Source organism: Rhodobacter sp. 24-YEA-8 (assembly GCF_900105075.1).
In the GTDB taxonomy this organism is placed as follows: domain Bacteria; phylum Pseudomonadota; class Alphaproteobacteria; order Rhodobacterales; family Rhodobacteraceae; genus Pseudogemmobacter.
The window spans coordinates 141,081-166,109 of sequence record NZ_FNSK01000001.1 but is presented as its reverse complement, the minus strand read 5'-3'; the positions used below and the strand labels follow the sequence as shown (position 1 = coordinate 166,109).

27 protein-coding genes, 1 tRNA gene and 1 pseudogene are annotated in these 25,029 nt (G+C 61.6%); 12 read left to right on the top strand and 17 right to left on the bottom strand.

What is annotated here, in order from left to right:
- Positions 1–8 precede the first annotated feature (8 nt).
- Positions 9–431 carry an RNA polymerase-binding protein DksA gene (gene dksA / locus BLW25_RS00890; protein ID WP_092901232.1) on the bottom strand — a complete coding sequence of 141 codons (423 nt, stop codon included), beginning with the start codon at positions 429–431 and terminating at the stop codon, positions 9–11.
- 183 nt (positions 432–614) lie between these two features.
- Between dksA and BLW25_RS00885 the strand changes: the two genes are divergently transcribed.
- The 6 genes from BLW25_RS00885 to BLW25_RS00865 all read left to right on the top strand — a co-directional run bounded on the left by BLW25_RS00885 (position 615) and on the right by BLW25_RS00865 (position 6,871).
- Positions 615–1,454, top strand: a complete 840-nt coding sequence (locus BLW25_RS00885) for an AAA family ATPase (protein WP_092895512.1) — start codon at positions 615–617, stop codon at positions 1,452–1,454.
- A gap of 739 nt (positions 1,455–2,193) precedes the next feature.
- On the top strand, positions 2,194–3,573 hold the full coding sequence (locus BLW25_RS00880) for a DUF2927 domain-containing protein (RefSeq protein ID WP_092895510.1): 1,380 nt from the start codon (positions 2,194–2,196) through the stop codon (positions 3,571–3,573).
- A 57-nt stretch (positions 3,574–3,630) separates the two neighbouring features.
- Entirely contained in the window at positions 3,631–3,798 is a 168-nt protein-coding gene (locus BLW25_RS24180; RefSeq protein WP_171909442.1) for a hypothetical protein, read from the top strand.
- Positions 3,799–3,815: 17 nt separating this feature from the next.
- Positions 3,816–4,997: a vWA domain-containing protein gene (locus tag BLW25_RS00875; protein ID WP_092895508.1), complete on the top strand. Its 1,182-nt coding sequence runs from the start codon at positions 3,816–3,818 to the stop codon at positions 4,995–4,997.
- Positions 4,998–5,075: 78 nt separating this feature from the next.
- The gene (locus BLW25_RS00870) at positions 5,076–6,125 is read left to right on the top strand and encodes an aromatic ring-hydroxylating oxygenase subunit alpha (RefSeq protein WP_092895506.1); all 1,050 of its coding nucleotides are present in this window, start codon (positions 5,076–5,078) and stop codon (positions 6,123–6,125) included.
- Between the two features lie 41 nt (positions 6,126–6,166).
- On the top strand, positions 6,167–6,871 hold the full coding sequence (locus tag BLW25_RS00865) for a M48 family metalloprotease (RefSeq protein WP_092901229.1): 705 nt from the start codon (positions 6,167–6,169) through the stop codon (positions 6,869–6,871).
- 202 nt (positions 6,872–7,073) lie between these two features.
- On the opposite strand, the gene rpsI is transcribed toward BLW25_RS00865, so the two are convergent.
- From rpsI to BLW25_RS00845, 4 genes are all read right to left on the bottom strand, one after another.
- A complete protein-coding gene (gene rpsI / locus BLW25_RS00860; RefSeq protein ID WP_092895504.1) occupies positions 7,074–7,577 on the bottom strand; it encodes a 30S ribosomal protein S9 in 504 nt (167 codons plus the stop codon).
- Positions 7,578–7,582: 5 nt separating this feature from the next.
- A complete protein-coding gene (rplM, locus tag BLW25_RS00855; protein ID WP_092895502.1) occupies positions 7,583–8,047 on the bottom strand; it encodes a 50S ribosomal protein L13 in 465 nt (154 codons plus the stop codon).
- 154 nt (positions 8,048–8,201) lie between these two features.
- On the bottom strand, positions 8,202–9,008 hold the full coding sequence (locus tag BLW25_RS00850; protein ID WP_092895500.1) for an SseB family protein: 807 nt from the start codon (positions 9,006–9,008) through the stop codon (positions 8,202–8,204).
- Positions 9,005–9,607: a uracil-DNA glycosylase family protein gene (locus BLW25_RS00845; RefSeq protein WP_092901226.1), complete on the bottom strand. Its 603-nt coding sequence runs from the start codon at positions 9,605–9,607 to the stop codon at positions 9,005–9,007. The genes BLW25_RS00850 and BLW25_RS00845 overlap by 4 nt, the downstream gene beginning before the upstream one ends.
- A 192-nt stretch (positions 9,608–9,799) precedes the next feature.
- On the opposite strand from BLW25_RS00845, the gene BLW25_RS00840 reads away from it, so the two are divergent.
- The 3 genes from BLW25_RS00840 to BLW25_RS00830 all read left to right on the top strand — a co-directional run bounded on the left by BLW25_RS00840 (position 9,800) and on the right by BLW25_RS00830 (position 13,640).
- On the top strand, positions 9,800–11,038 hold the full coding sequence (locus BLW25_RS00840; protein WP_092895498.1) for a Na+/H+ antiporter NhaA: 1,239 nt from the start codon (positions 9,800–9,802) through the stop codon (positions 11,036–11,038).
- A gap of 219 nt (positions 11,039–11,257) precedes the next feature.
- Positions 11,258–11,908, top strand: coding sequence for an ABC transporter ATP-binding protein (locus BLW25_RS00835; RefSeq protein ID WP_092895495.1), 651 nt, complete (start codon positions 11,258–11,260; stop codon positions 11,906–11,908).
- Positions 11,895–13,640, top strand: a complete 1,746-nt coding sequence (locus BLW25_RS00830; RefSeq protein ID WP_092895493.1) for a KpsE/RkpR family capsule polysaccharide export protein — start codon at positions 11,895–11,897, stop codon at positions 13,638–13,640. Before BLW25_RS00835 ends, BLW25_RS00830 begins: the two co-directional genes overlap by 14 nt.
- Positions 13,641–13,728: 88 nt before the next feature.
- Here the strand turns inward: BLW25_RS00830 and BLW25_RS00825 are convergent, their stop codons facing one another.
- Complete coding sequence (locus tag BLW25_RS00825) at positions 13,729–14,916, bottom strand: BaiN/RdsA family NAD(P)/FAD-dependent oxidoreductase (protein ID WP_171909441.1); 1,188 nt, start codon at positions 14,914–14,916, stop codon at positions 13,729–13,731.
- A 75-nt stretch (positions 14,917–14,991) separates the two neighbouring features.
- Here BLW25_RS00825 and BLW25_RS00820 point away from each other — a divergent pair.
- Positions 14,992–15,066, top strand: a tRNA-Gln gene (locus BLW25_RS00820).
- A gap of 394 nt (positions 15,067–15,460) precedes the next feature.
- On the opposite strand, the gene BLW25_RS00815 is transcribed toward BLW25_RS00820, so the two are convergent.
- From BLW25_RS00815 to BLW25_RS00780, 9 genes are all read right to left on the bottom strand, one after another.
- Positions 15,461–15,823 carry a hypothetical protein gene (locus tag BLW25_RS00815; RefSeq protein WP_092895489.1) on the bottom strand — a complete coding sequence of 121 codons (363 nt, stop codon included), beginning with the start codon at positions 15,821–15,823 and terminating at the stop codon, positions 15,461–15,463.
- A complete protein-coding gene (locus tag BLW25_RS00810; protein WP_092895487.1) occupies positions 15,823–16,125 on the bottom strand; it encodes a hypothetical protein in 303 nt (100 codons plus the stop codon). Before BLW25_RS00810 ends, BLW25_RS00815 begins: the two co-directional genes overlap by 1 nt.
- A gap of 246 nt (positions 16,126–16,371) precedes the next feature.
- On the bottom strand, positions 16,372–16,566 hold the full coding sequence (locus tag BLW25_RS00805; protein ID WP_092895485.1) for a hypothetical protein: 195 nt from the start codon (positions 16,564–16,566) through the stop codon (positions 16,372–16,374).
- Positions 16,567–16,725: 159 nt separating this feature from the next.
- Complete coding sequence (locus BLW25_RS00800; RefSeq protein ID WP_092895483.1) at positions 16,726–17,286, bottom strand: hypothetical protein; 561 nt, start codon at positions 17,284–17,286, stop codon at positions 16,726–16,728.
- 63 nt (positions 17,287–17,349) lie between these two features.
- Positions 17,350–17,790: a hypothetical protein gene (locus BLW25_RS00795; protein WP_092895481.1), complete on the bottom strand. Its 441-nt coding sequence runs from the start codon at positions 17,788–17,790 to the stop codon at positions 17,350–17,352.
- A gap of 325 nt (positions 17,791–18,115) precedes the next feature.
- Entirely contained in the window at positions 18,116–18,292 is a 177-nt protein-coding gene (locus BLW25_RS24175) for a hypothetical protein (protein ID WP_171909440.1), read from the bottom strand.
- Positions 18,289–20,481 (bottom strand): phage tail tape measure protein, encoded by a 2,193-nt coding sequence (locus tag BLW25_RS00790; RefSeq protein WP_092895479.1) that lies wholly within the window; start codon positions 20,479–20,481, stop codon positions 18,289–18,291. Before BLW25_RS00790 ends, BLW25_RS24175 begins: the two co-directional genes overlap by 4 nt.
- Before the next feature lie 141 nt (positions 20,482–20,622).
- Positions 20,623–20,811, bottom strand: a complete 189-nt coding sequence (locus BLW25_RS00785) for a hypothetical protein (protein WP_092895477.1) — start codon at positions 20,809–20,811, stop codon at positions 20,623–20,625.
- Complete coding sequence (locus BLW25_RS00780; RefSeq protein WP_253188140.1) at positions 20,802–20,972, bottom strand: hypothetical protein; 171 nt, start codon at positions 20,970–20,972, stop codon at positions 20,802–20,804. Before BLW25_RS00780 ends, BLW25_RS00785 begins: the two co-directional genes overlap by 10 nt.
- Positions 20,973–21,116: 144 nt before the next feature.
- Here BLW25_RS00780 and BLW25_RS00775 point away from each other — a divergent pair, with 144 nt between their 5' ends.
- Positions 21,117–21,332: a hypothetical protein gene (locus BLW25_RS00775; RefSeq protein WP_092895475.1), complete on the top strand. Its 216-nt coding sequence runs from the start codon at positions 21,117–21,119 to the stop codon at positions 21,330–21,332.
- A 65-nt stretch (positions 21,333–21,397) separates the two neighbouring features.
- Positions 21,398–22,567: pseudogene (locus BLW25_RS00770) on the top strand (IS3 family transposase).
- Between the two features lie 65 nt (positions 22,568–22,632).
- Here BLW25_RS00770 and BLW25_RS00765 read toward each other — a convergent pair.
- Positions 22,633–23,658, bottom strand: a complete 1,026-nt coding sequence (locus BLW25_RS00765) for a GSCFA domain-containing protein (RefSeq protein ID WP_092895473.1) — start codon at positions 23,656–23,658, stop codon at positions 22,633–22,635.
- Positions 23,655–24,518 carry a hypothetical protein gene (locus BLW25_RS00760; RefSeq protein ID WP_143040407.1) on the bottom strand — a complete coding sequence of 288 codons (864 nt, stop codon included), beginning with the start codon at positions 24,516–24,518 and terminating at the stop codon, positions 23,655–23,657. The genes BLW25_RS00765 and BLW25_RS00760 overlap by 4 nt, the downstream gene beginning before the upstream one ends.
- Positions 24,519–25,029 lie beyond the last annotated feature (511 nt).

Genomic DNA, 25,029 nt, shown 5'->3' with positions numbered 1-25,029 from the left:
GACAGCTCTCAGTCGTCGCGATGTACCTTTTCACGGCGCTCATGCTTTTCCTGTGCCTCGAGCGTCATGGTCGCGATCGGCCGCGCATCCAGCCGCTTGAGGCTGATCGGCTCGCCGGTCATTTCGCAATAGCCATATTCATTGTTCTCGATCCGCCGCAGAGCCGAGTCGATCTTCGAGATCAGCTTGCGCTGCCGGTCACGGGTGCGCAGTTCCAGCGCGCGGTCGGTCTCTTCCGAGGCCCGGTCAGCGAGATCAGGCACATTGCGACCGCTTTCGGTCAGGTTGCCCAGGGTCTCGGCGGACTGGCCAAGAAGTTCCTGCTTCCAGATGATCAGCTTGCGACGGAAATATTCCAGCTGACGATCATTCATAAAGGGCTCGCCCTCGGCGGGGCGGTAATCGTCGGGCAGGAAAACTTCGGCCTTCATCGCAGATCTCTCCTTGTCGCCGGCGGGCGCCGACAGGTGGGCTTCTGTCATATGCGCACTCCCGTTGGCGCGGCATTTAGCCCATGTGGGCAGCAATGTCACTAGCAGTTGCGATAAATTCGCCGCCCCGATAGGGTCCGCGAGGCCCATTGGGCACCCAATCCGGCAAGGGCGTGTGAACACATGAAATTCCAGTCAACCACAGGATATATCGCGGCCCCTGACCTCGCGGTGGCGGTGAATGCGGCGGTGGTTCTGGGCCGCCCGCTGCTGGTCAAGGGAGAGCCCGGGACCGGCAAGACCGAGCTCGCGCGTCAGGTCTCGGCCAGCCTCGGAATGGAGCTGATCGAATGGCATGTGAAATCGACCACCCGCGCCCAGCAGGGGCTTTATGAATATGACGCGGTCAGCCGGCTCAGAGACAGCCAGCTCGGCGATGCGCGGGTCCATGACGTGCAGAATTACATCCGGCGCGGGAAACTCTGGCAGGCTTTCGACGCGCCCGAGCGGGTCGTGTTGCTGATCGATGAGATCGACAAGGCCGATATCGAATTCCCCAATGACCTGCTGCAGGAACTCGACCGGATGGAGTTCCATGTCTATGAAACCGGCGCGACGGTGAAGGCCCGGCAGCGCCCGGTGGTGATCATCACCTCGAACAACGAGAAAGAGCTGCCCGACGCCTTTCTGCGCCGCTGCTTCTTTCACTATATCCGCTTTCCCGATGCCGAGACCCTGGCCGCGATCATCCGTGTCCATTTCCCCGATATTAAGGAAAACCTGCTCACCGCCGCCCTGACCGAGTTTTTTGCCATCCGCGAGACATCGGGGCTGAAGAAAAAGCCCTCCACCTCGGAGGTGCTGGACTGGCTGAAGCTGATCCTCGCGGAAGACCTCGCGCCCGAAGACCTCGCACGCGACCCCCGGCATCTGCTTCCGAAACTGCATGGTGCGCTTTTGAAGAACGAACAGGATGTGCAGCTTTTCGAGCGGCTGGCCTTCATGTCTCGGGGGAATCGTTGAGCCCCGGATCGCGCGACAGGGGATCAACCCCGAATTGCTTTTGCCCGAATCCTGCCCCTGTGTTGCATCCTGCGGGACGGACGATTCGGGCAACTTTGCCCCGATTAGGACACGATCTTGCCACAATCACATCACGGTATCGCAATTTCTGAAACATATTGAAATATTACGTGATTAATTCAGGCCATATCTGGTTCCTGAAGCAAAAGTGACCGCGATGGCTGGTGACCCGCTGAACACGCAGATTCCGCGCAATTGACACATACAGGCCCCGATCACGACAAAGGGATTGTGTTGAATAGAAACACAGAAGCTTTGGTGATGGAGTCTCAACCCTTATGTCGGCAACAATGGACATCGTTCTGACCGCGACCGGACTTTCCGGCGGCCCGGACAATGCCTGGCTCAACCGGTCGCAACCGGCGGGCCCTGCCGCATTTCATCCCACTTCACCAGCATTCTCTGACCGCCAGCGCATCCCTGCCCGGATCGCCCTGCCGTCAGAGATTTCGCGCGTCGCTGCCCGGAAGGTCCCCGGGACGGCTGTGAACGACGCGGTTCCGGGGGGCACCCATATGTCTGCTCGCCCCCCCGTTACCGCGCCGTCGGATGCGCTCGTCACGGACCACCATCGGCTCGGGCCAGCATGTGATGCGGGGGCATCGCGTGCTGGCCTGGCCGGAGGCCAATGCAACTGCCGGGGGCAAACCCCCGCACGCAAAGATCGAGCTGCCACTCAATGCGACACATTCCGCTGCTTGCCGCCTCCCTGGCGGCCCTTACCGCCTGCGCACCCGCGCCAAATGCCGACGTAACCAAGGGACGGCTGGTTCCGGCCACCGAAGCCAGTGTCCTTTCGGCTCCGGCTTTCGTAGACCCCGTTGCGGGTCTGGCGCCGGTTGCCTCGGTGCGTCACAGCCCCGCCGATATGACAGCCGCCTTCCTCGGGCTTGGCTTCCGGCTGGAAAGCGGGCGCGAGCTTCCGTATTTCAGCCGCTTTGAAGGGCCGGTCACCGTGGCCCTCACGGGCAATGTTCCCGCCACCGCCGGCGCCGATCTCGACCGCCTGCTGCAGCGGTTCCGCAGCGAGGCCGGCATCGATGTGCGCCGTGTGAGCGCCTCGGAACCGGCTTCTGTCACCATCGAATTCAGCACCCGCCGCGAACTCAGCCGCGCCGCTCCGAATGCCGCCTGTTTCGTGGTCCCCAACGTTTCCAGCCTCGCGGAGTACCAGGCCAATCGCGGCACCTACCGCGTCGACTGGACCCGTGTGACCGAGCGCAGGACCGTCGGGATCTTCGCGCCCTCGGATGCCAGCCCGCAAGAAGTCCGCGACTGCCTGCATGAGGAACTGGCCCAGGCCATGGGCCCCCTGAACGACATGTACCGGCTGACCGATTCGGTCTTTAACGACGATAATTTCCAGGCCGTGCTGACCGATTTCGACATGAAGATCCTGCGCGCCTGGTATTCGCCGAAGCTGCGCTCCGGCATGTCGAAGGCCGAGGTTGCCGCCCAGATGCCGGCAATCTTCGGAACCGGCGGGCCGCTGACCCAGGATACGTCGATCACGCCCCCGGCCTGGAAGGAGTTTATCGCTGTTGCGCTGGACCCGGGCTATGGCCAGGCGCGCCGCAAAACCGCCGCCGAAAAGGCGATTGCGATGGCCCATGCCCAGGGCTGGAAAGACAGCCGCCTCGCCTTTGCCTATTTCGCCAATGCGCGGCTTCTGGTCGGATCGGATCGCGTCGCGGCCGTGTCGGAATTCACCAAAGCCGCCGCAATCTGGCGGACCCAGCCGGCCGGGGCCGTCTATGTCGCGCATGTCGACATGCAGCTGGCCGCGCTGTCGCTGGCCAATGGTCAGCCCGACCAGGCACTGCGCTTCACCGAACGCGCCATTCCGGTGATCCGTCAGTCACAGAACCACGGGCTGCTGGCCACGACCCAGCTGATCCGCGCCGAGGCGCTCGACATGCTGGGCCGCAAGGCCGAGGCCGACCGGCTGCGAGTGGACAGCCAGCCGCTTGCGCGCTATGGCTTCGGCTCTGAGGCCAATATCCGGGCGCGGACGCGTGAAATCAGCGCGCTCGGGCTGCGCGGCCTCTTCCGCGGCTGATCGCCGGGCTGACACAGCCCCCGACCGGCCCAGACAGGCAGGACGGGGGCGAATACAATGCTGGCAATCGGGGGCTTCCTTCTGGGGGCAGTGATCGGCGCGGTCCGCGCCCGCCAGCTGGGCGGTAAAGCGGCAGATATGGCGCAATATGCCTTTGGGATCGGGCTTTTGCTGGGGGTGACCGGCCTTTTTGCGCAGGTCATCCTTCTGCGTCTCTACAGCTGACACCGGAGGGCGGCGCGATGTTCCTGCCCTTTTTCGAATCGCTGCGCCGCGAAGGCGTGCCGGTCAGCCCGCGCGAATTCCTCGCCTTTCTCGAGGCGCTGGAAGCCGGGCTTGCCACCAATGATATCGACGCCTTTTACCATCTCGGTCGGATCACCCTGATCAAGGATGAGCGTCATCTCGACCGCTATGACCGCGCCTTTGCCCAGGCCTTTGGCGGCCTCGACCAGATCACGGATGAGGCGGTGATCGAAGTGCTGGACCTGCCCGGCGACTGGCTGGAAAAGCTGGCCGAGAAATTCCTCTCGGATACGGAAAAGGCAGAAATCCAGGCGCTTGGCGGTTTTGACAAGCTGATGGAAACACTGCGCCAGCGGCTGGAAGAACAGAAGGGCCGTCACCAGGGCGGTAATAAATGGATCGGCACCGCCGGCACCTCGCCTTTCGGCGCCTATGGCTACAATCCCGAAGGCATCCGTATCGGCCAGAATGAGAGCCGCCATCGCCGTGCGGTCAAGGTCTGGGATAAGCGCGAATTCCGCAATCTTGATGACAAGGCCGAAATCGGGTCGCGCAATATCAAGCTGGCCTTGCGCGCGCTGCGCCGCTGGGCGCGGGACGGCGCGGTGGAAGAACTAGACCTTGCCGGCACCATCCGCGCCACGGCGAAACAGGGCTGGCTGGATGTACAGACGCGGCCTGAGCGCCGCAATGCGGTCAAGGTTCTTCTGTTTCTGGATATCGGCGGTTCAATGGACCCGCATGTGAAGGTGCTGGAAGAGCTGTTCTCAGCCGCAAAATCCGAATTCCGCCATCTCGAGACCTGGTATTTCCACAACTGCCTTTATGAGGGCGTCTGGAAAGACAATCAGCGCCGCTGGACGGACCAGACGCCCACCTGGGATATTCTGCGCAGCCACGGGCCTGACTGGCGCGCGATCTTTGTCGGCGATGCCGCCATGTCACCCTATGAGATCAGCCATCCAGGCGGTGCCAATGAACATTGGAACCGCGAATCCGGACAGACCTGGCTGACCCGCGCGACCGAACAATGGCCGCATCACCTCTGGATCAACCCGGTGCCCGAAGGACAATGGAGTTACAGCCAGTCCACCCGGATGATTGATGCCATTTTCGAGGGCCGCATGGTGCCTATGACCCTGGACGGCATCACACGCGGCGTGAAAGCGCTGCGCTGAGCGCGCCTCTTGCCAGGCGCGGGATTAATCTGGCACATTCGTACAAATGCCCGTAATGGCACGAATGGAGGCAAGCAGATGCCAGCCGATACCCGCCATGATGACGTCCTTCCAGGCCAGCAATATCTGAACCTCGATCCTGGTCTCTATATCCGGCCCGAGGTGTTTCAGGAGGAGCGCGCCAGGATCTTCAACCGCTCCTGGCAGCTGATGGGTCCGGCCTCGGACTTAGCTCAGAGCGGGCAATATCTCGCGATCGACATTGCCGGCATACCGGTCTTTGCGATCCGCGGGCGGGACGGGGTGCTGAGGGGGTTCAGAAACGTCTGCCGCCATCGCGGAGCAAAGCTCCTGGCGGACGGAGCCGGCAAATGCGGGCTGATCGTCTGCCCCTATCACAAATGGTCCTTTGCCGACACAGGCCGGCTGGTTCAGGCGCCCTGGTATGGCAAAGACCCCGCTATCATCCCCGAGGACTGGCCACTGGAGCCGGTCTCGCTTGCGCAATGGCGCGGGCTGCTCTTTGCCGCGATTGATCCGGTGGAAAGCCTGCAGGACCAGCTGGGCGATCTGCCCGAAGAGCTGGCAGATGAGCCGATGGAGAGTTACCAGGCCACTGACACTGCAACCGTCAGTTTCGACGCGAACTGGAAGGTCTATACCGACAATTTCGTCGAAGGCTACCATATCCCCGGCACGCATCCGGGTTTCTTCGCGGCGATAGATTTCGAGGCCTTCGCCACCACCGCCCATAAAGGCTATGTGAAGATGACCGCGCCGCCGAAAGACGGGCTGTTCTACCGGGGCAAATGGCTCTGGATGTGGCCGAACTGGACGCTGTCGCTGTTTGATGGTGGCATGAATGTCAGCCGGATCAACCCCACCTCGGTCGGGCATACCGATCAGCATTACCATTTCTTCTTTGCGGATACTGCGCCCGCGGCCGAGGAGGCGCGGCAGAAATCGGTACAGGGCACGCTTGCGGTGGTGCGCGAAGATTATCAGGTCTGTGTGGAAACCCATCGCAATTACGCCGCCGGCGCCTATACTTCCGGCCCGCTTTCAGGTCGCCACGAACGGGGCGTGCAGTATTTCCAGGAGCGGATCGTGCAGGCACTTGACGTCTGAGGCCTGTTCAAACCGCCGCACTGCCCTATATTCAGCGCATGATCCTGCGCCTCATGCCCTTTCTTCTGCTGATCGCTTATGGCTTCCTGATGATGCGCTTTTCGGTCTGGCGCTCGAAACGGATGCTGGATCAGCAATCCCGCCCGCTGGATGATCCGGAGATCCAGGCGGTTGCGGCGCGGCTTGCCCGGGCCCTCGACCTGCCAGAGGTCAAAGTGAACCTCCTCGACATCGAACCCGTGAACGGACTTGCCGCACATGATGGCCGCATTTTCCTGACGCGGGGGTTTCTGACGAAAAAGCAACAGGGCCATGTGACGCCCGAAGAACTGGCTTCGGTGATCGCGCATGAGCTTGGCCATGTGGCACATGGCCATACGCGGCGGCGCATGATCGATTTCACCGGTCAGAATGCGGTCGGCATCCTGCTCGCAGGCGTCCTTAACCGATTTCTTCCCGGCATTGGCGGCATGATCGCCAATATGCTGTCACGCACGCTGATGGCCAGGCTGTCGCGGCGCGATGAATTCGAAGCTGATGCCTGGGCCACCGCCCTGATGATCCGCGCAGGTTACGGCTCCGGGCCGCAGATCAGCCTGTTCCGCAAGCTCGAGACCCTGACCGGCGGAGGCGGAGGCGACGTTCCGGTCTGGCTGCGCAGCCACCCGAAAACCGCCGACCGCATTGCGGCCATAGAGGCCAATGAGGCGCGCTGGACCCGGCCTGCTTTGCCCGCCCCCCGTTGAATAGCGGCGCAAAGGGAGGGGCTCTGCCCCTCGCGGCTTCGCCGCTCACCCCGGGATATTTGAGGACAGATGAAATCAGCAAAGGCTTTTCATCTGTCCTTAAATATCCCCGCCGGAGGCTTCTGCAGCCAGCCAGGAGCGGCGGCTGAACGCAAAAGGCGCGGAGGTTTCCCCCCGCGCCTTTCGTATATTGTGAAACGGATCAGCGCTTCGAGAACTGGAACGAGCGGCGGGCTTTGGCCTTGCCGTATTTCTTGCGTTCCACAACGCGGCTGTCGCGGGTCAGGAAGCCTGCTGCTTTCAGGGCGCCACGGAGCGACGGCTCGAACAGCTGCAGCGCTTTCGAGATGCCGTGCTTCACGGCACCGGCCTGGCCCGAAAGGCCGCCGCCGGCGACAGTCGCCATCACGTCATACTGACCTTCGACATTCGCGACCTGGAAGGGCTGACGCAGGATCATCTGCAGCACCGGGCGCGCGAAATAGGCGGTGTAATCGATATACTCGCCCTTGTTGTTGCGGATCAGGAACTTGCCCGAACCCGGTTTGATCCAGACGCGGGCAACCGCATCCTTACGCTTGCCGGTCGCATAGGAGCGGTTCAGCTTGTCACGAACCGGGGCGCGCACAGCAGCCTCGGCAGCGGCGGCCGGAGCAGCGGTGCCCACAGCGGCCTTCAGATCGTCGAGAGACTTGATATCGGCCATTTAAATCACGCGCTCCGGGTGTTCTTCGGGTTCAGCGGCTTGACGTCGAGGACGGTCGGCTGCTGAGCTTCATGGGCATGCTCTGCGCCGGCATAGACGCGCAGGTTCGACATTTGCTGACGGCCCAGGCTGTTGCGGGTGATCATACGCTCGACAGCTTTGATCACGACGCGCTCGGGGTGGTTGCCTTCCAGCACTTCGCGCACGGTGCGCGACTTGATGCCGCCCGGGTGGCCGGTGTGCCAGTAGTAGCGCTTGTCTTCGCGCTTGTTGCCGGTCAGCTGGACCTTGTCCGCATTGATCACGATGACATTGTCACCCATGTCCATGTGGGGCGTGAAGGTCGGCTTGTTCTTGCCGCGCAGGATATTGGCGACGATCGTGGCGAGGCGACCCAGAACGACGCCCTCTGCGTCGATCAGGATCCACTTCTTCTCGATATCCGCCGGGGTAGCGGTGAAGGTTTTCATCGGTGGTTCCATCAAGGATAGAGGCGGGGAATCCCCCCGCGAATTCGGATGGGGGCTTATCGCTGATGAAACGGATGTGGTCAAGCGGACGATTTCATATAAAATACAATAAAATCAATGTATTGATTTATGGGGTTCCAAAATACCCCATAAGTCAGCGCAGATAAGGCGGTTTTTCCGGGTTCATGCCGGGCCCGGCGGGGACCGGGCGCTCTTGCGCGACCGGAACTTCGGGTTCGGGAAGGTCGAACCGCTGCGCCTCAGCCGCAAGGGCGGTCAGCGCCCTGTCATCCGGCCCGAAAAAGGCAACATCCAGCGCCGCCGCGTCGAGGCCCGAGAAAACCAGCGCCTCCTGCACCGCCCGGGCCAGTGCCGGCTCTGCCTCGGGTGTCGCGCCGATGAAGGCCAGAAGATGGCCACGCCGCCCGTCATCATATTCTACGCCGGTCAGAAGCGCGGCCCGGGCCAGCCCGCGTGCCGAGGCAAATTTGTCCTGGAGCGCCAGGCTCAGCCCCGCCGGAACAGCCGGGGCAAAGAACCGTGCCGGGCGGCCAAGCGTTTCCTCCGGGGCGGGGGCCAGCGCCTCGGACAGCCAGTCCATGGCTTCGGGAGGCAAAAGCATCTCGGATGGCGCGACACTCAGATTGACGCCCAGCCCGATCCCCTGGCCGCGCAACAGCCCCGCGATCACCCGCCCCGGCAGTGCCGCCCAGGGCGCAATACCGCCGGTGAAATCCGCCAGCCGCTCCTCGCGGTCGAAGACCAGAACGACGGGGCCGGATTCCAGTTCGAACACCTTCGGGTCCAGTGTCTCTCCTGCCGCCTCACGCTCCAGCAAAAGGTACAGCTCGCCATCCGCGAGCCGGTCATAGAAGCGCAGAAGCGCCGCCTCATTGCCGGAATCGGCGCTGAGCGCCGCATGGGCCTCGTCAAGCAGACTGGGAAGCGTGGACTCGCTCATGGCATCTCCATCACGCTGCGGATCCGGGCGCGCAGCTCCGGCAACAGCTCGTCCCCGAACCAGGGGTTGCGTTTCAGCCATCCCGTATTGCGCCAGGAGGGATGGGGCAAGGGAAAGATCCCGCGCGCCCCGAAATCGCGCCAGGCGCGGACAGTGGCGGTGACATCACGCGCGCCGAGATGCCAGCGGATCGCAGCACCCCCGACCAGCAGGGTAAGCCGCAGATCGGGAAGACCGGCAATCGCGCGCGCCCGCCAGGTCCGGGCACAAATTGCAGGTGGTGGCAGATCGGCCCCTTTCGCATCATATCCCGGAAAGCAGAAGCCCATCGGCACAATGGCGATGCGCGAAAGATCGTAGAACTGCGCCTCCTCCAGCCCGGTCCAGGCGCGCAGCCTGTCGCCGCTCGGATCGGTAAAAGGGCGCCCCGAAAGATGCACCCGCGCGCCCGGCGCCTGGCCCGCAATCAGCAGCCGCGCCCCCTGCCCGGCCGGCGCAGGCCGGAACCAGACGACCGGTCGCGGTTCATGCGCGGTGGCGGTCGCCTGGAACCGTGCCTCACAAAGGCGGCAGGCCCGGATTTCATCGGTCAGATCCATCGGATGAAGATAGGCAGTGTGTTTTTCTTTTGCCAGCCGGGCCGGGGTAAACCCGCAGCACAGCACCGGGCGCAGGCTCTGCCTGTAAGAGGGCAAGCATGCAACAGGCCGGGGGGATCGGGGGCGCCACGGTTGCGGGCCGGGACGGGCATGGCTAATCCGGTAGGGTCAGCTGCCTGAAGTCCTGCCGCCATGTATAGAATCTCGCCCCATATCCGCATCTTTGCCCTGGCCCTTCTTGCCGGTGCCGGGCTGGCGACATTCTGGGTCAACCTGGATCCGGGCAGCTATTACGATTTCATCGAATGGCGGATTGCAGATCTGGTGCTGCCCGGCTGGGTCTGGGCCGGTTCGGTCAGCCTGACGCCTTTCATGATCGTCGCCGATATTCTGATGGCGCTGTTCTTCTTCCTGATCGGCAAAGAACTCTGGGAAGCGATGACGCTGGAGCGTGGCTCTTTGTCGGGGCGGCGCGCGATCCTGCCGCTGGGCATGACCGCGGGCGGGCTGATCGGAGCCGGCGCGGGCTGGCTGATCCTGTCTGCGCTGATCGAAACCGCAGAAGAAGCAGTGAGCGGTGGCGGATGGCAGGCGCCCCTGGGCAGCGATACGCTGCTGGTCTGCCTTTTTGGCCGCATGGTTTTTGGCCGGCGTCCGGCGCTGCATCTGGTGATGCTTCTGGCGATTGCCACCGATATCCTCGCGCTGGTGATCCTTGGGCTCAGCAATCTTGCCTTCTCGCCGCGCCTGATGTGGCTCCTGGTTACGCTGGCTTCGGCACTGGTGGTGTACCGTTTCTTCGGCCGCAGCCCCGGCGCGGGCGCCTCCGAGCGCGAGCGGCGCGCGGCGGCGGCGCTCTGGCCCTATGTGATTGCGGGCGCCTTCTGCTGGTTCGGGGTCGCTGCCGCAGGCCTGCCGGCGACGCTCGGGCTTTTGCCGCTCCTGCCGGCCATCGCCCATGCCGACCGCAGCTTTGGCCTTTTCGCCGAGGCCGAAAGTTTCCTGCATGACCCGCTGAACCGGCTTATCCGGCTTCTCGTATGGCCGGTCATTCTCATTCTCTTCCTCTTTGGCCTGATCCGGGGGGGCGTCGATCTCGCCGCCTTTGCGCCGACCACGCTGGTGATGCTTGGCGCGCTCTGGCTCGGAAGACCGCTGGGGATGGCGCTGGTGGTTCTTGCGCTGGCGGCGATCTTCGGCTCGCGCCTGCCGCGCGGGCTCCGGGTGCGGGACCTGGTGTTGTCGGTCATGCTGCTTTCAATCGGCTTCACCGTACCCGCCGTTGCGATCGAGGCCAGTCTGCCCGGCGGCGCCATGCGGGAGGCGGCGCGGATGGGCATGGCGATCAGCCTGCTTGCCGGCCCGATTGCCGTGCTCGTCGCGCGGGGCCTCCTGCGCCGGGGTCCGGCCCCCTCTGCCCCGACGCCGTGACCCGTCCGTCCCCCGTAAAATCGCGGGGCTCACAATTCTGTGTCACAGGACTGTCGCTGCAGACATAATGCAGCCAGAATGTGCAGCGACACTGATCAGAACGCGTTAACACAAATGCCGGATTATCCACCTGGTCTGTGGATAGCTCTGCCGCCCCCCGGGCGTCAGAGGCCGTAAGACGGAAGGACAAAGGGCCAATAGCCCGGAGCAGGTTACAATATGATCGAGTTCGACAGTGTTTCCAAATCCTTCTGGACCGGCACAAGGCGCAAGGTGATCCTTGACCGCGCCTCTTTCCGGGTCGAACAGGGCCGCTCTCTGGGGATCCTCGCCCCGAATGGCACCGGCAAGACCACCCTGATCCAGATGATGGCCGGGCTGGAGAAACCCGATGATGGCCGCATCACCAAAACCAGCCGCGTCTCGTTTCCGCTGGGCTTCATGGGCGGGGTCTCGGGCAAGATGTCGGCGCTGGAAAACAGCCGCTACATTGCCCGGCTCTACGGGCTCGACCCCGATTATGTCGAAAGCTTTTGCCGCTGGGTCTGTGATCTTGGCGATTATTTCCGCATGCCCTATGCGACCTATTCCTCGGGGATGAAATCGCGCTTCAACTTCTCGCTCCTGCTGGCGCTGGAATTCGACATCTACCTGATCGACGAGGGCATGCCCTCGACCGGGGATGTGGAATTCAACCGCAAAGCCGGTGGCATCCTGCGCGAAAGACTGAAGAACGCGACGGTTGTCATCGTGTCGCATTCGGCGCAAACGCTGGAAAAATTCTGCCGCCAGGCGGCGGTGCTGCGCAATGGGCAGCTTTATATGTTCGACACTCTCGAAGAAGCGAAACGCCTCTATGACTATGCTTAAGGCCGCGCGGTTCAACATTCGCCGCCAGGAGACGCCTGCGCCACCGGCCCCGCGTCCCGCGCCCGTGCTCGTTGCCACAGCGACGCCGGGCGAGATGCTGTTCGACAATCCCGAAGACGGATTCGGCGATCAGAAATTCGAAACGGCAGGTGGCCCGGTCGCATCCGGGGCCAGGGCCGGGAACGCTGGCAGCCCTCAGGAACCAGAGCCCTCCGCCGGGACGGAGGCGAATCATCCGATAGCGCATGAGCTGGCAGCGATCCGCAAGGAAGGGCTGACCGGGCGCCAGCTGCGCACCGCCCGCCGCCTTGCGCAAAGCCACAACTTGCCCGCGACCTCGGATCACGATGCGGTGCGCCTGCTGCGCGCCGCCGGGATCAACCCGTTTGAGCGCGGCTCGATGCTGGATATGGTCGCGGCCGAACCCGGCACCGCGGTTGCTGCGGCCGGCGAAGGTGGCGGCGGCAAGGCGGGCGGCGGAACCGGGCGGGCGCTCTCGCCCCTGCCCGGCGACGGCGTGCAACTGCCCCAGACCATCAAGCCGATCCAGGTGCCCTCGACCGAACAGCGGATCGAGGTGAATCACGCCGCCGAGATCCTGCGCATGCAACAGGACATCGCCAAACGCCGGCGCCGCAAGCTGGCGCTTCTCTTCGTGCGGATGTTCATTTTCGTCCTGCTGCCGACGCTGATCGCGGGCTGGTATTTCTCGTCGGTCGCGACGCGGCAATATGGCACCAAATCGGAATTCGCGGTGCATAAGGCGGAAAGCCCGCAGGCCGGAGGGGCGCTTGGCGGCATGTTGCAGGGCACGTCGCTGGCAACCTCGCAGGATTCCATCGCGGTGCAGGGCTATCTGCAATCGCGCGAGGCGATGATGCGGCTGGAAGGCGATGTCGGGTTCCGCGAGGCTTTTATGGGCGCGGCGATCGACCCGATTCTGCGTCTGCCGCCCGAGGCCTCGCTGGAAGATGCATATAAGCTTTATAAATCCCACATCCTGATTTCCTATGACCCGTCCGAGGGCATCATCCGGATGGAAGCGATTGCCCCGGATCCGCAGCTATCGGTCGAATGGTCGAAGCAACTGATTTCCTATGCCGAGGAACAGGTCGACCAGCTCACCCACCGCCTGCGCGAAGACGCGATGCAGTCTTCGGACGAAGGTTATACGGATGCCGAGGTCAAGCTGCTCGAAGCGCAGCAGAAAGTCATCACGCTGCAGGAACAGTTCAAGGTTCTCAATTCCGAGACCGAGCTGACGCTGCTGACCACGCAGATCGGCACGCTGGACAATCAGCTGATCCAGGAACGCCTGTCGCTGGCGCAGATGGAGGCGAACCCGAACCCCAACGCCGCCCGGCTGGAGCCGGTCAAGCGTCGGATCATCACGCTAGAGGCCGAGATCGCGACATTGCGCACCCGGCTGACCGAAGGCCAGGGCGGCGAGAGCTCTCTGGCGCAGATCCAGGGCCAGCTGCGGCTTGCCCAGGCCGAGGTCGAGACGCGGCAGATGTTGCTGGCGCAGTCGCTGCAGGCCAAGGAAACCGCACGGATCGCCGCGAACAGCCAGACCCGCTATCTGTCGATCTCGGTGGCACCAGTGCCGCCCGATGTGCCGACCTATCCGCGCGTCTTCGAGAATACCCTTGTGACGCTGCTGATTCTGATCGGCATCTATCTGATGATCTCGATGACGGTGGCGATCCTGCGCGAACAGGTCTCGTCCTGATCCTTCACTGGTCCTGACCTTTCAACAACAGAAAAAAGGGCGGCCTTCGGGTCGCCCTTTTTCAATCTGCTCTGGCTGCCGGTGCCCCTCAGGCCACCTGCCCCGCCGCCCAGCCCGAAGACCAGGCCCATTGGAAATTATACCCGCCAAGCCAGCCGGTGATATCCACCAGCTCGCCCACCACATAAAGGCCCGGCACCGCCTTCGCCTCCATGGTCTTTGCGTCCAACCCGTCGGTATCGACACCGCCCAGCGTGACCTCCGCCGTGCGATACCCTTCTGAGCCCACCGGCACCAGTTGCCAGTCATGCAACCCCGCCGCCAGCTGGTCGAGCTTTGCATCCGCCATTTCCGCCAGAGGCCCCGGCTCTGCCTGGCCCAGATGTTTTGCCAGCCGCTCCGGCAGCACCGGGCTCAGCGCCTGGGTCAGCGTGCCCCTCCCGCCCTTGCGTTTCGCGGCCTTCAGCAATGCGGCAAAGCCTGCGTCCCGCGCCCGCCCCGGCAGAAGATCGACCGAGATCCGGTCGCCCTCGCGCCAATAGCTCGAGATCTGCAAGACAGCCGGCCCCGACAGCCCGCGATGGGTAAAGAGCATTGCCTCATCGAATCGCCCGCCCCGGCAGCTGATCTGCACCGGCGCCGAGACCCCGGCCAGCGGCGAGATCCAGGCCAGTTCCTGTTCCGCAAATGTCAGCGGCACCAGGGCCGGACGCGTATCCGTCACCCTGAGCCCGAGGCTTTCCGCCACCCGGTATCCCCAGGGGCTGGCTCCCATTTTCGGGATCGATTTGCCCCCGGTGGCCAGCACAAGCGACCGCGTCTCCTGCACCCCGCGCGGCGTGGCCACGCGAAAGCCATCGCCCGACCGGCTCACCTCTCCGGGTTCCGTCGCAAGCCAGAGCTCGACCCCGGCCTCGCGCATTTCCCCGACCAGCCAGGCCACGACCTGTTTCGCCGATCCGTCGCAGAAAAGCTGCCCAAGTGTCTTTTCATGCCAGGCGATCCCGGCCTGATCGAATCGCGACACCACATCCCACTGGCTGAACCGCTTGAGCGCCGAAAGCGCGAAACGTGGATTGGCCCCGAGGTAATTCCCGACCCCGATGCCGGTATTGGTGAAATTGCAGCGCCCGCCACCCGAAATGCGGATCTTCTCGCCCGGATTCGCGCTATGTTCGATCACAAGCACCCGCCGCCCGCGCCGTCCCGCCTCAACAGCCGCAAGCATCCCCGCCGCCCCGGCGCCAAGCACGATGACATCCCAGATCCCCGCCATACAAACTCCTGCCAAATTTCCTTCATATCCCCTCTTGCAGCCTGCAAGAGCCTTCGCTAAACACCCGCTCACGGTTGGGGCGTCGCCAAGTGGTAAGGCAGCGGTTTTTGGTACCGCCATTCCCAGGTTCGAATCCTGGCGCCCCAGCCAATCGTTTTATTCCCATAAAATCAAAGACTTAGCAAGACGCCTCTCGCGTCATGTGTTACAGTCATGTGGGTGTTCCACATGGTGCATTCAGCACTTTAGCGACTCGTTCGACATGCAGAAAGGGCGAGGCTTGCGGCCCCGCCCATCCCATTTGCTAAGTAAGGGTTACCCGGCACCGCGTGGCAGGAGTCGCGCCACCGTGCCTTGTCGGGGTTGTTAGGTGTTCTGAACCTGCGCACTCACCGACTAACCGCAACGCTTTCGGCAGCCCCTTCGCAGCCAAGGCGCGTCAGCCCTCTATCTGGTTTTACCCGCGCAGCCGGTGAAGTTCTCATGAGGCGGGCAAGAAAAGCGGGCGCTGGTGGTGCGCCCGCTTTGGTGGTCGTGGTGCAGGTCAGGCAGCCAGCGAGAAGCCTTCGCCCTTCTCCACGCGCTGCCAGTGCAGCCGCGCTGCATCGTGACGGGTCACGGCGCGGCGAACCTTGGCATCGCAGCGGATTGCTTTCAGTTCCGCATCCCGAAGCGCCAGCAGAGCTTTCAACTGTTTCAGCTTGTGCTGGTCGTCGGGGTGATAAACCGGCATCTGGGCTTCGCGGTTGGCAAGCCGCGCCGCTTTCAGCTTCACCCTTGCAGCCCCATGCTTTGCCTTGGCAAGGTCCATCTGCGCCCGTGCAGAGTTAAGAGCTGCGATGGCCTCACGCTGGCGGTCCAGCCAGTTCGCGCTGCTTTCTTCAATGGCGGCGAGAGAAAAAGCCATTATGCTGCCTCCCCATCAACGACAGGTGTCAGCTTCTCGCGGATCAACCGGGCGGCGTTGGCATAGGTAGAACCTTCGCGCATCAGCGCGTCATACGCAGGGATTGCTTCCAGAACTTGTTTGACGTTGTGACGAGCAAGCGGGTGGAGCGGCTCATTCACAAAAGCGACGTGGCGCGCTGCATCAAGAAGAAGGTGGGTTGTATCGCCCTTGCCCGCGAAGTGGATATAGGCCTCCAGCATTTCATGGAAATGCTCCATAGTGATCGTCACAGGCATTGCCGCCGGGGTCGTCTCGTTCATTTTAAATCCTTAGTGCTTGCGTCAATGCGCATTTGTGTTTAACACTAGAGGTTAATCAGGGCTCGAAGTCTGATTTCTAGTGTCCGGCAGGTTGTCGGAAGATCCGTATATCATGGATATTTCCATGCTTACGGATTATTTTCATATAAATCGCACAAGCCTTTGATTTGGCTCGGCTTTCAGGCGTGTTTCTTCCTGTATTCTGGGGTCTTTTGTTGCATTTTTACAACTAAAATAAGAGCAACTTCACGCCGCCCGCTTCACCGCGACTTCATCCATGTAATCGGCCCGGCAGGACTCCAGCAGCAGATCGGCGCAGGCCAGCGCCTCAATCAGCTTGTCGTGAAGGTCGGTGCCGGCGCTGGTCGCGGCAGCCATGAACGCGCCGGAAAGATCGGCCATGAGGCGGTCAAAGGTCTGATCGGGGATGAAAGTTGGCATCGGTCGGCGCTCCTGATTTGCTCGATAGCATGAATCTAGGACAGCGCACGATTCCGGGTCAAGCCGGAAAGCGAACATATGTGTTTGTTATCAATGCGTTAGTAAGTGCTTACTTACTTCTGGCGGGATAGCTGTTTAGCTAATTGGCTAAGGTTCAGGTCAGAACATGCCGAAAGTCGGGTTGTCGCGCATCGCTGCTTCGGTCGCATCCTCAGTCACTTTCTCGGCTCGATCTTCCTCGCGCTGGCGGACGCGGACCATAAGCTCAGCCTGAATACGCGGCTCGGGCCAGCCATTATCCCGGCAGCGCTTCATCCAGCGATTATCCGCAACCTGATCCAGCTTCCGGCGCTTCTTCTGATCCGGCGTGAGGTCAGACAGATCGGCGTTCGGCGTCTCGCGGCTGCGCCGGGCGGCGTTGTATTCGTCTCGGCCTGCACCAGCCCGCCATTCATCAATGCCGCGCCGCTTGCGGAACGTATCATCAAGCGCCCGCTTGCCCTCGCGGTCAAAGCGGGCCTGCGCCTTGTCGATCAGCGGGGCGAGTAACGCCAACTGCCGCTGGTCGTCGCCGGTTAATTCCGCTTTCGACTGGATAGCATCGCGCTTCGCTTCAAGGTCGCGCAACTCGATCCGGCGGCGGTCATAGGGGGTCAGCTTGACGGGTTCCCAGATAGGGCCATCATCATCTTCATCTTGTGATTCAGCGGGATTCCGCATATGATCTTCCTAGCGATAAGAAGGCTTTACAGGGGTTCACCGTTGGCGCGGCGGCCCCTGTTCTTATTGGACGGTGCGCTCGATCTGGCCGCCCAGATCAGCCGCCACACCGAAGGCCAGTGGGTATTCTTTGCCGGTGATCGGTGAAACCAGCTTCATGCCAGCGCCCATCCGCTTCACCTTGACGCCGGTCAGCTTCGCCAGCCCCTCAATCCAGCGCTTCTTGCGTTCCAGATCGGCAGGACCGGACTGTTTCAACAGGTCGGCAAGGGTCGGGCCTTCGCTGGTCGGAATGGTCGCCTCAAAACCATTGGCGGCGCGGATGGTGATTTCCGGGCCGGTGGTGGCAACGTCGATGCCTGGCACATTGGCCGGGATGGTGCCCGCCTCGATCTCGGCCCGGACAAGGGCACCGATCAGTTCGGGAATGGTCGTATTTTTCGCCGCAGCGATCAACCGAAGCTGTTCGCCGCGTTCATCGGGCAGTTGAAGCATGAAGGACATGGAAACCTCACAGGACAGGGACTGCAAAGAATCTAGGTCGAACAGTCATACTTGTAAACGTGTATATGGAATAAAAATGCACGTTACCGAATCCCGCGCCGGAAGCGAGAATGGAATAATTGTGCCCGTTACGCAGTTCTGTTTTCAGGGCGCGCAACCCTGTCTCGGACCGGGGAGAGGATGGAATAAAACTGCCCGTATAGAGTATACGTTTTAAGTGTTATCTGAACTTAACAAGATACATATAATATACGTAACGTGCAGTTTTATTCCATGCTATCCCCGGGTGGTCGCGGGCTGCGCCCGCTTCCCTTCCCCGGTCAGATCAGCCGCGCAGCATCCCACCCGGGCGCATCTGCCGAACCAGCTCAGTCTGGATCAGCGCCCGCATCCCGGCTTCGGTTTCCCGCGCCACCTGCTTCGCCAGATCGGCGTTCTGCTCGGGCGTTCCGGCGCTGCCGTTTACCGTGATCGGGCTGTTGATGGTGATAGCCGGTGTCAATGCCCCCGCAGACTCGCGCAGAGACTCACCAGAGGCCCTTGCAATCTTTCCGCCATCACCCCCACCAGCCCGCCGCTGGCATAGCCTTTATGGGCGCTCTGGTGGAGTCTATCAAGGTTGTCAGCCCCGAGGCGTTTCACCGTCTCGGCGGAAAACACATACTCGCCCTTATGGACCACGCCAGCTGGTTCATATTTGCCACCGGCCCCGGTGAAGCCGCCATCTGCGAACCCGAGAAGGCCACCGACAAAATCAGCCACGCCGGTTCCCTCAAACATGCCCATAAGCGCCTTCTGTGCCTGAACTTTCGCCATCTGCAAGAGAAGCTGACCTAACGCTTCCTCGGCGGACATGCTGCCATCCAGCACCGACATAAAGACATCGGTCAGCGCCTCGGCACCACGCTTCCCGCGTTCCTGAACCTGTTCAAGGTCTTTGGCTGCCTTGTCGGCGGCGTTCCCGGCCTGAACCTGCGCCTGCGCCAGCCGGTCAATCTCGGCGGTCAGTTCGGGCGTGATCTGCTTTCCGGCCTGCTGCGCCGCGTTCAGAAGTTCCGCACGGGTCCGGGCGTATTCCAGAGCATCACCGTATTCGGTGCCTGCCTCTTTGGCCGCGATCAGCGCGACAGCTTCAGCTTCCAGCGCAGCGCGTTCCCGGTTCAGGCTTTCGACAGCACGGGCAAACTCACCCTGCGAACGCCCGCCGCCGCCTTTGCCACCCTTCGCGCCCTTGTCGTCTTGCAGGGCATCGGGGATGCCATCGCCATCCATATCGGCCTGCCAGTTCTCAGGACGTGCGCCGGGCCTCGGGCTGGTCGGCATGTAGCTATCAAAGGTCGGCGGCATGTTCGCATCCGCGCCGCCTTGGATAGGCGTTCCGGTGGTGACGCCCGCAGGCAGTGAAGCCCGCGCCTCGCGCCCTTTCTGCGCTACAAAGCCAAGCATTTCGGCCAGCTTTTCAAGGCCACCAATCACCGTGGCAAAGCCAACATCATCAATCTTGGTCAGTTCAGCGGTGGAGGTGCGGGCGTCTGCGATCAGATCACCCATCTTGGCCTGAAATTCGTCGGCCTCAATCATCCCGTTTTCAAACTGGAACACCAAGGCTTCCATATTGCCAGCGGGCGCATCCAGATCGGAAGCCAGTTGCGGGTTGCTCTCGCGCATAGTGGCGGCAATCCCGGTAAAGACGGATGCCATCTGCCGCGCCACCGGGATCGTGCTTTGCATCGCCCCGGCCAGATCACCGATTGCGCGCTTCTGATCCTCGCTCAGCCGTTTGGATTCCTGAATCCGGTTGTAAACCTCGTTGCCAAGGATCGTGCGGGCGCGGCCTTCATCTTGCAAAAGGGCGTCAACCTCGGACCTGATACCGACAAGCCCGGCCACGGTATCGGCAGCACCGACAGCAAAACCCTTGAACCAGTTCCCGACAGTCGTGGTCAGTTCGTTCCAGCGCCGGTCAAGGTCTTGCGCCTTGCGGATAAGCTGTTCGTCCATGACGCTGCCGGTTTCGCGGGCGCGCTGCATGGTCTGGCGCAAGGCGGCTTCACCCTGCCCGAGAAGGGCAGAAAACTGTTCGCCACCGGCACCGCCAAAGATTTCTTCCAGAAGGAAGGACTGGCTGGCCTGATCCAGCTTCCCAAGGCGCCCGAGGATTTCCACCATCAGGTCAGAGGGGTCTTTCAGCTTCTCTTTCAGCTCCTCGGCGGAATAGCCCAATTTCTTGAACGCCTCGGCACCGGCCCCGGTGCCATCAAGGAAGAACTCGCCCGCCCGGATATGCAGTTCCTTGAACCCATCGGTCAGGGCATCAATTCCGATGCGGTTCTGTTCCGCGACGAACTTCCATTCCTGAAAGGCTTCAACACCAATCCCGGCGCGTTTGGCCTCGTTACCAAGATCAGCCAGGGCACCCACCTGCCGCTGGATAGCCGCTGCGCCACCCGCAACGCCGATGCCCGCGACAGTTCCGGCAATCCCGGCCATCCTTGTCTTGAACACCGCACCGATGCGCGAACCCATGCCCTCATAGGTCTTGGCGATCTGATCGGCAGATTGCTTTGCCTTCTGTTCCATTTGGCGCGATGCCCGCGCCTGAATGGCATTGGCGCGGGCAAAGTCGCGTTGCAAGTTGCGCGTCTGCGCTTCCAGCTTGATAATCAGCCCCATCATATCGGCGTCGGACATACTCATTACCTCATTAAATCGTGGTCAGGCCCAGAACGTCCGGGTCGTCATAGCGGGATTTCTTGTTATGGGCGGTCACGGCGCGGGATACTGCCATTGCAGAGGCCACCGCCGCGTCAATCCGGCCATTGCTGCGCTGTTTCAGTCATTTCCGCCCCCCAGCCTGCGCGTCACGACATAGTCTGCCAGAATCTCGCGGAAATGCTCAGCATCCCGAAAGCCCTGCGCCTGAGCCGCCCGATCTTCGGCCAAGGAACGAGAAAGGCCGCCATCATATTGCATGATCGCGGCCCGTTCCTCGAAAGCATCAATGTCAGGTATCAATGGCATGGCAGCAGGCCCACCCGTTCCACGATCTCCCGCTTCTGCTCGTCGCTGATCCCGGCGGAATAGATGCCGTAGGTCATGCGGTTCTCCGACCTTGCCGACTGGTGGCCGACGATAGACGCGGTGAAATGCTCCGGGACGCCCGCCCGTTCGCACTGGGTCACGAACCACTTCCGGGTGCTATGGAAGACCACGCCGGGTCGTGAGAGCCCCAGAGAGGTCTCCGCGAGAAGATATCTGCTTGTCCTCTGCTTGCGAAAATCCCGGCGACACCTAACGTTGCCTTCTGACTGGCAGGAGCGAAGCAGATGAAAGACCTTGAAGGTGCGGCAGCCCCCTGGAAAGACGATGGTCTCGGCTTTGCGGCTATTGGGGATACCGTCACGAGCCTGATCAAATCCATTGACGACTCAAAGGTTATCTCGATCGAGGCGGGATTTGGACACGGCAAAACCTTCTTCCGTCGCGCTTGGGCTCAACAACTCCGCGCATCAGGTGAGCTTGTCATCGAGATCGACGGGTAATCCTCCCCATGGTTAAGGGGCTGCATAAGTAGAATTTTCTCGTAGCGTGAGCTGAGGAGATTCGAATGAGAAAGAGCCGTTTCACCGAGCCGCAGATCATGGCTGTGCTTCGTCAGGCCGAGAGCGGCGTGGCCGTGCCTGAACTTTGCCGGGGTTGGAGCGTTCACAATCGATCCGGGGGATCGATTGTAGCGAACAACGGGATCAGCACAGCGAGCTTTTACAAATGGCGCTCGAAGTATGGCGGCATGGATGCGTCGATGATGAGCCAGATGAAGGCGCTTGAAGACGAGAACCGGCGGCTGAAGCGCATGTTTGCCGACCTGAGCATGCAGGCCGAACTGCTCAAGGAAGCGCTTGGAAAAAAATGACGCGGCCAGCTCAACGCCGGGAGCTGGCCGAGAAGGCTGTGGCGACGAAGGGGGTGAGCATCGCGCTGGCCTGTCGGGCATTTGGCGTCAGCGAGACCTGCTTTCGCTACAGCCCGAAGCGCGATGCCGAGAACGAGTTCATCGCAGACCTTCTTGAAGGGCTGACAAAGGCCCACCGGACCTGGGGCTTTGGGCTATGTTTCCTGCATATGCGCAACGTCCAGGGGCACCCGTGGAATCACAAGCGCATCCATCGGATCTATTGCGCGCTGGAACTGAACCTGCGGATCAAGCCCCGCCGGAGGATCAAGCGCGACAAACCCGATGCGCTCAGTGTCCCAAAGGCCCCGAATACCGTCTGGTCAATGGACTTCATGGCTGACCGCTTGGCCGACGGCCGCCAGTTCCGGCTTCTGAAAGTGCTGGACGACTTCAACCGTGAGGGGCTGGGCATTGAGGTCGACTTCTCGCTCCCGGCTGAGCGGGTGGTCCGGTCCCTCAATCAGATCATCGAGTGGCGCGGAAAGCCCCTAGCCATCAGGGTCGACAATGGCCCTGAATACATCAGCTCCACGCTGATGATCTGGGCCGAGAAGCAGGGCATCGCCCTGAACCACATCCAGCCCGGGCAGCCCCAGCAGAACCATCTCGCCCTCACTCGAACGCATGGCGTTCGGGCTCGATATATGTCGAGCGTTACAACAGGACAGTCCGCAATGAATGGCTGGACCTATACATCTTTGAAACCATCGAGGAGGCGCAGGAGATCGCAACCGACTGGCTATGGACTTACAACAATGAGCGCCCCAACATGGGCATCGGCGGCATCACACCCGCTCGAGACAACTGAAGATGGCTGCCTGAAGTCTACTTCTGGGCCCCGTTAAAACGGGGAGGATTACCAGATGACCTCCGGGTGCAGCGCGCCATCAAAGAGCAGAAACGTCAAGGCGGCTCTCGTCGCAAATCGGAGTGTCTGGCGCTGACGTGTCATTGACCACACCCGGCTGCGCGCCCAAAGCGCCGAAGAAATGCTGCATGACCAGACTGACACCGAAATCGTTTACATTCCTCAGGTCCGGTTCGAAGAACATCCCCCGTGCTGGATGAGAGGAAATGATCTCGTAGGAGGGAAAGTAAAAGATATCCTCATGACTGCGGGCAAGGTCCCCCGCGACAGCACGCAAAGTCGCCTTCGACTGGCCGGTCGCGACAAGTACGTGCCCGCCCGATGCCGTCGCCGCCAGCGGCACCGGCGACACCGTCAGGATCATCTGCCCCCGCGGGTTGATGCTGTGCAAAAGCTTGCGGAACTCGGTCAGATCCGCGAGCACATCTGCATAGCTGAAATTGACGAATTCGTGGATTTGCGGATCATAGACTCCTGCCACGGTTCCGGGCGCAGTCGGATAAACCGTGCCATCGCGGCGGTCGCGCCAGGCCTCGGTCAGGCCCAGCGTGAAGACCATCACATCCAGCGTTTTGAGCATATCGAGCACCGCCCGCAGATGCATGGCCCGCAACGCCAGCACATCCGCCGCCTGCGCATGGCCGACCGGATCAACCGAAGGGCGCAGCGCATCGACATGGCGCTGACCCAATGGCCAGACAATATCCAGCGGCTGCCGCAGGCCCATTGCCTCCTGCGTCAGCTGCAAGAGCTGCCGGGCCGTATAGACATTGCCATAGCGGCAGGTGAACAGACCATACCCATTCTGTCGGGCCTCTGCTTCAGTCAGGAAATCAGGCGCGGGCTCCATGTCCAGATAGCCCTGACCGCGCAGGCGCAGATGGCGTCCGATATGTTGGGCAAAACAACTGCCTGCCGTGGCAATCTGCGCACCCTCGGGCACAGGGATCGGCTCGGCCAGGTCCTTAAGGTCGGCGTAATGACGCCCCCCAACGGCTGCGCGCCAATAGGCTCGTTCCGGCAGATCCGAGTAAGGGTGGCTCATGCCCTGATCTCCTTTACCCAGGCGGCAATGCGGTCTGCGATATTAATCTGGCGCGGATCAGCCGGCTTTGTCTTGCCACCCCTGCCCGCAGCGGGCGCGGCAATCCGTTCCTGCATCGTCGTAAAATAGCCTGCGATCCCGACCAGACTGGCGTCCGGAGCTTCTACCGCCGCCCTGACCCAAAGCGCCCAGAGGGCCGGATCAAAGCTGTGACCGACAAGGCCGGGCAGAAAGGTGCTGAGGAACATGAGCTTTTGCGGATTGTTCAGCCTCGCCAGCGCTGGCAGGGTCTGATTGGTGATGTGATGATCGGTCGCATTTTGCAACCAAAGCACTTTTCCGGCCATCCTGGGCCCAAGAACAATTGAGGCATCGGTCATGATCCGGCTTTCGATCTCCTCGATGGAAAGGTCGGGCCAGCAGATCTCATAATAGCGACGAACGGTAGGTTGATAATAGATTGATATGTTGGTCAAAGGGTTACACAGGACTGCGATGCTGTCCTCGAAGCGGCTCGCCTGCAAAAGCGCTGGATGGCCGCCGGCGGATCCTCCGACAAAGATGATCCGCTCGGGTTTGATGCTTTCTGCGACCGACCGTATCACGGCAGTAATCTGCGCGGGCGTGTCACCAAGGTGATTTCCGGCAAAAAAACAGGCCGCGAGATCATCCGCCATCGCAAGTGACGGGTCGGCAATCGACAATAAAATCGTCTCGCGCCGATCCGGAGCCGACAGGATGAAGCGACCGTCAAATGCCGGAATCTTCATCTTTTCCCGGTTGACCCCGCCATGGAACGCCACCACCAGCGCTACGCCAGTCAGATCCCCACGCGGCGCCGCAAGAACCCGTACCGGCAACCGCTGAGGTCCTGTGCCGGGGACAGCGATTTCTATCGTCGCTCCCAGAACTTTCGGGGATCGCGCCAGGAGCATTGCCCCCAGATCCGATACATCAACCACTTCATATGCCACTTCCGAAGGGGGAACAGTCACCTGCACCATGTCGGCACTTTCCTTTTGCAAAGCTTGTAGCGGTTCTGCAGTGAAATCATCTCATTATACGTAACTCTATCAACCCCCTGTTACGTCAAATAAAACCATTCTCTTTCGCTGTAATATGGCAAAATTCCGCCCTGCAGTATTGCTGCCCCCAGGTATTCATTCGGCGACGGCTGCCCACCCCATTCATATCCGATCAGACGAGTCTTGCAAATCCCAGGGTGCGCCGACCGGTGCCAACCGGTGCCCCTGACGTTTCATTGCAAGCACAGGTTGCCCTCTGCAAAATCTGGTTCATGTAAGGGAGAAAAGAAATAACAGAGGTAAGGCAGAGGGTGTAAGCTGGACAGATCAGTTTGATCGCGCATAT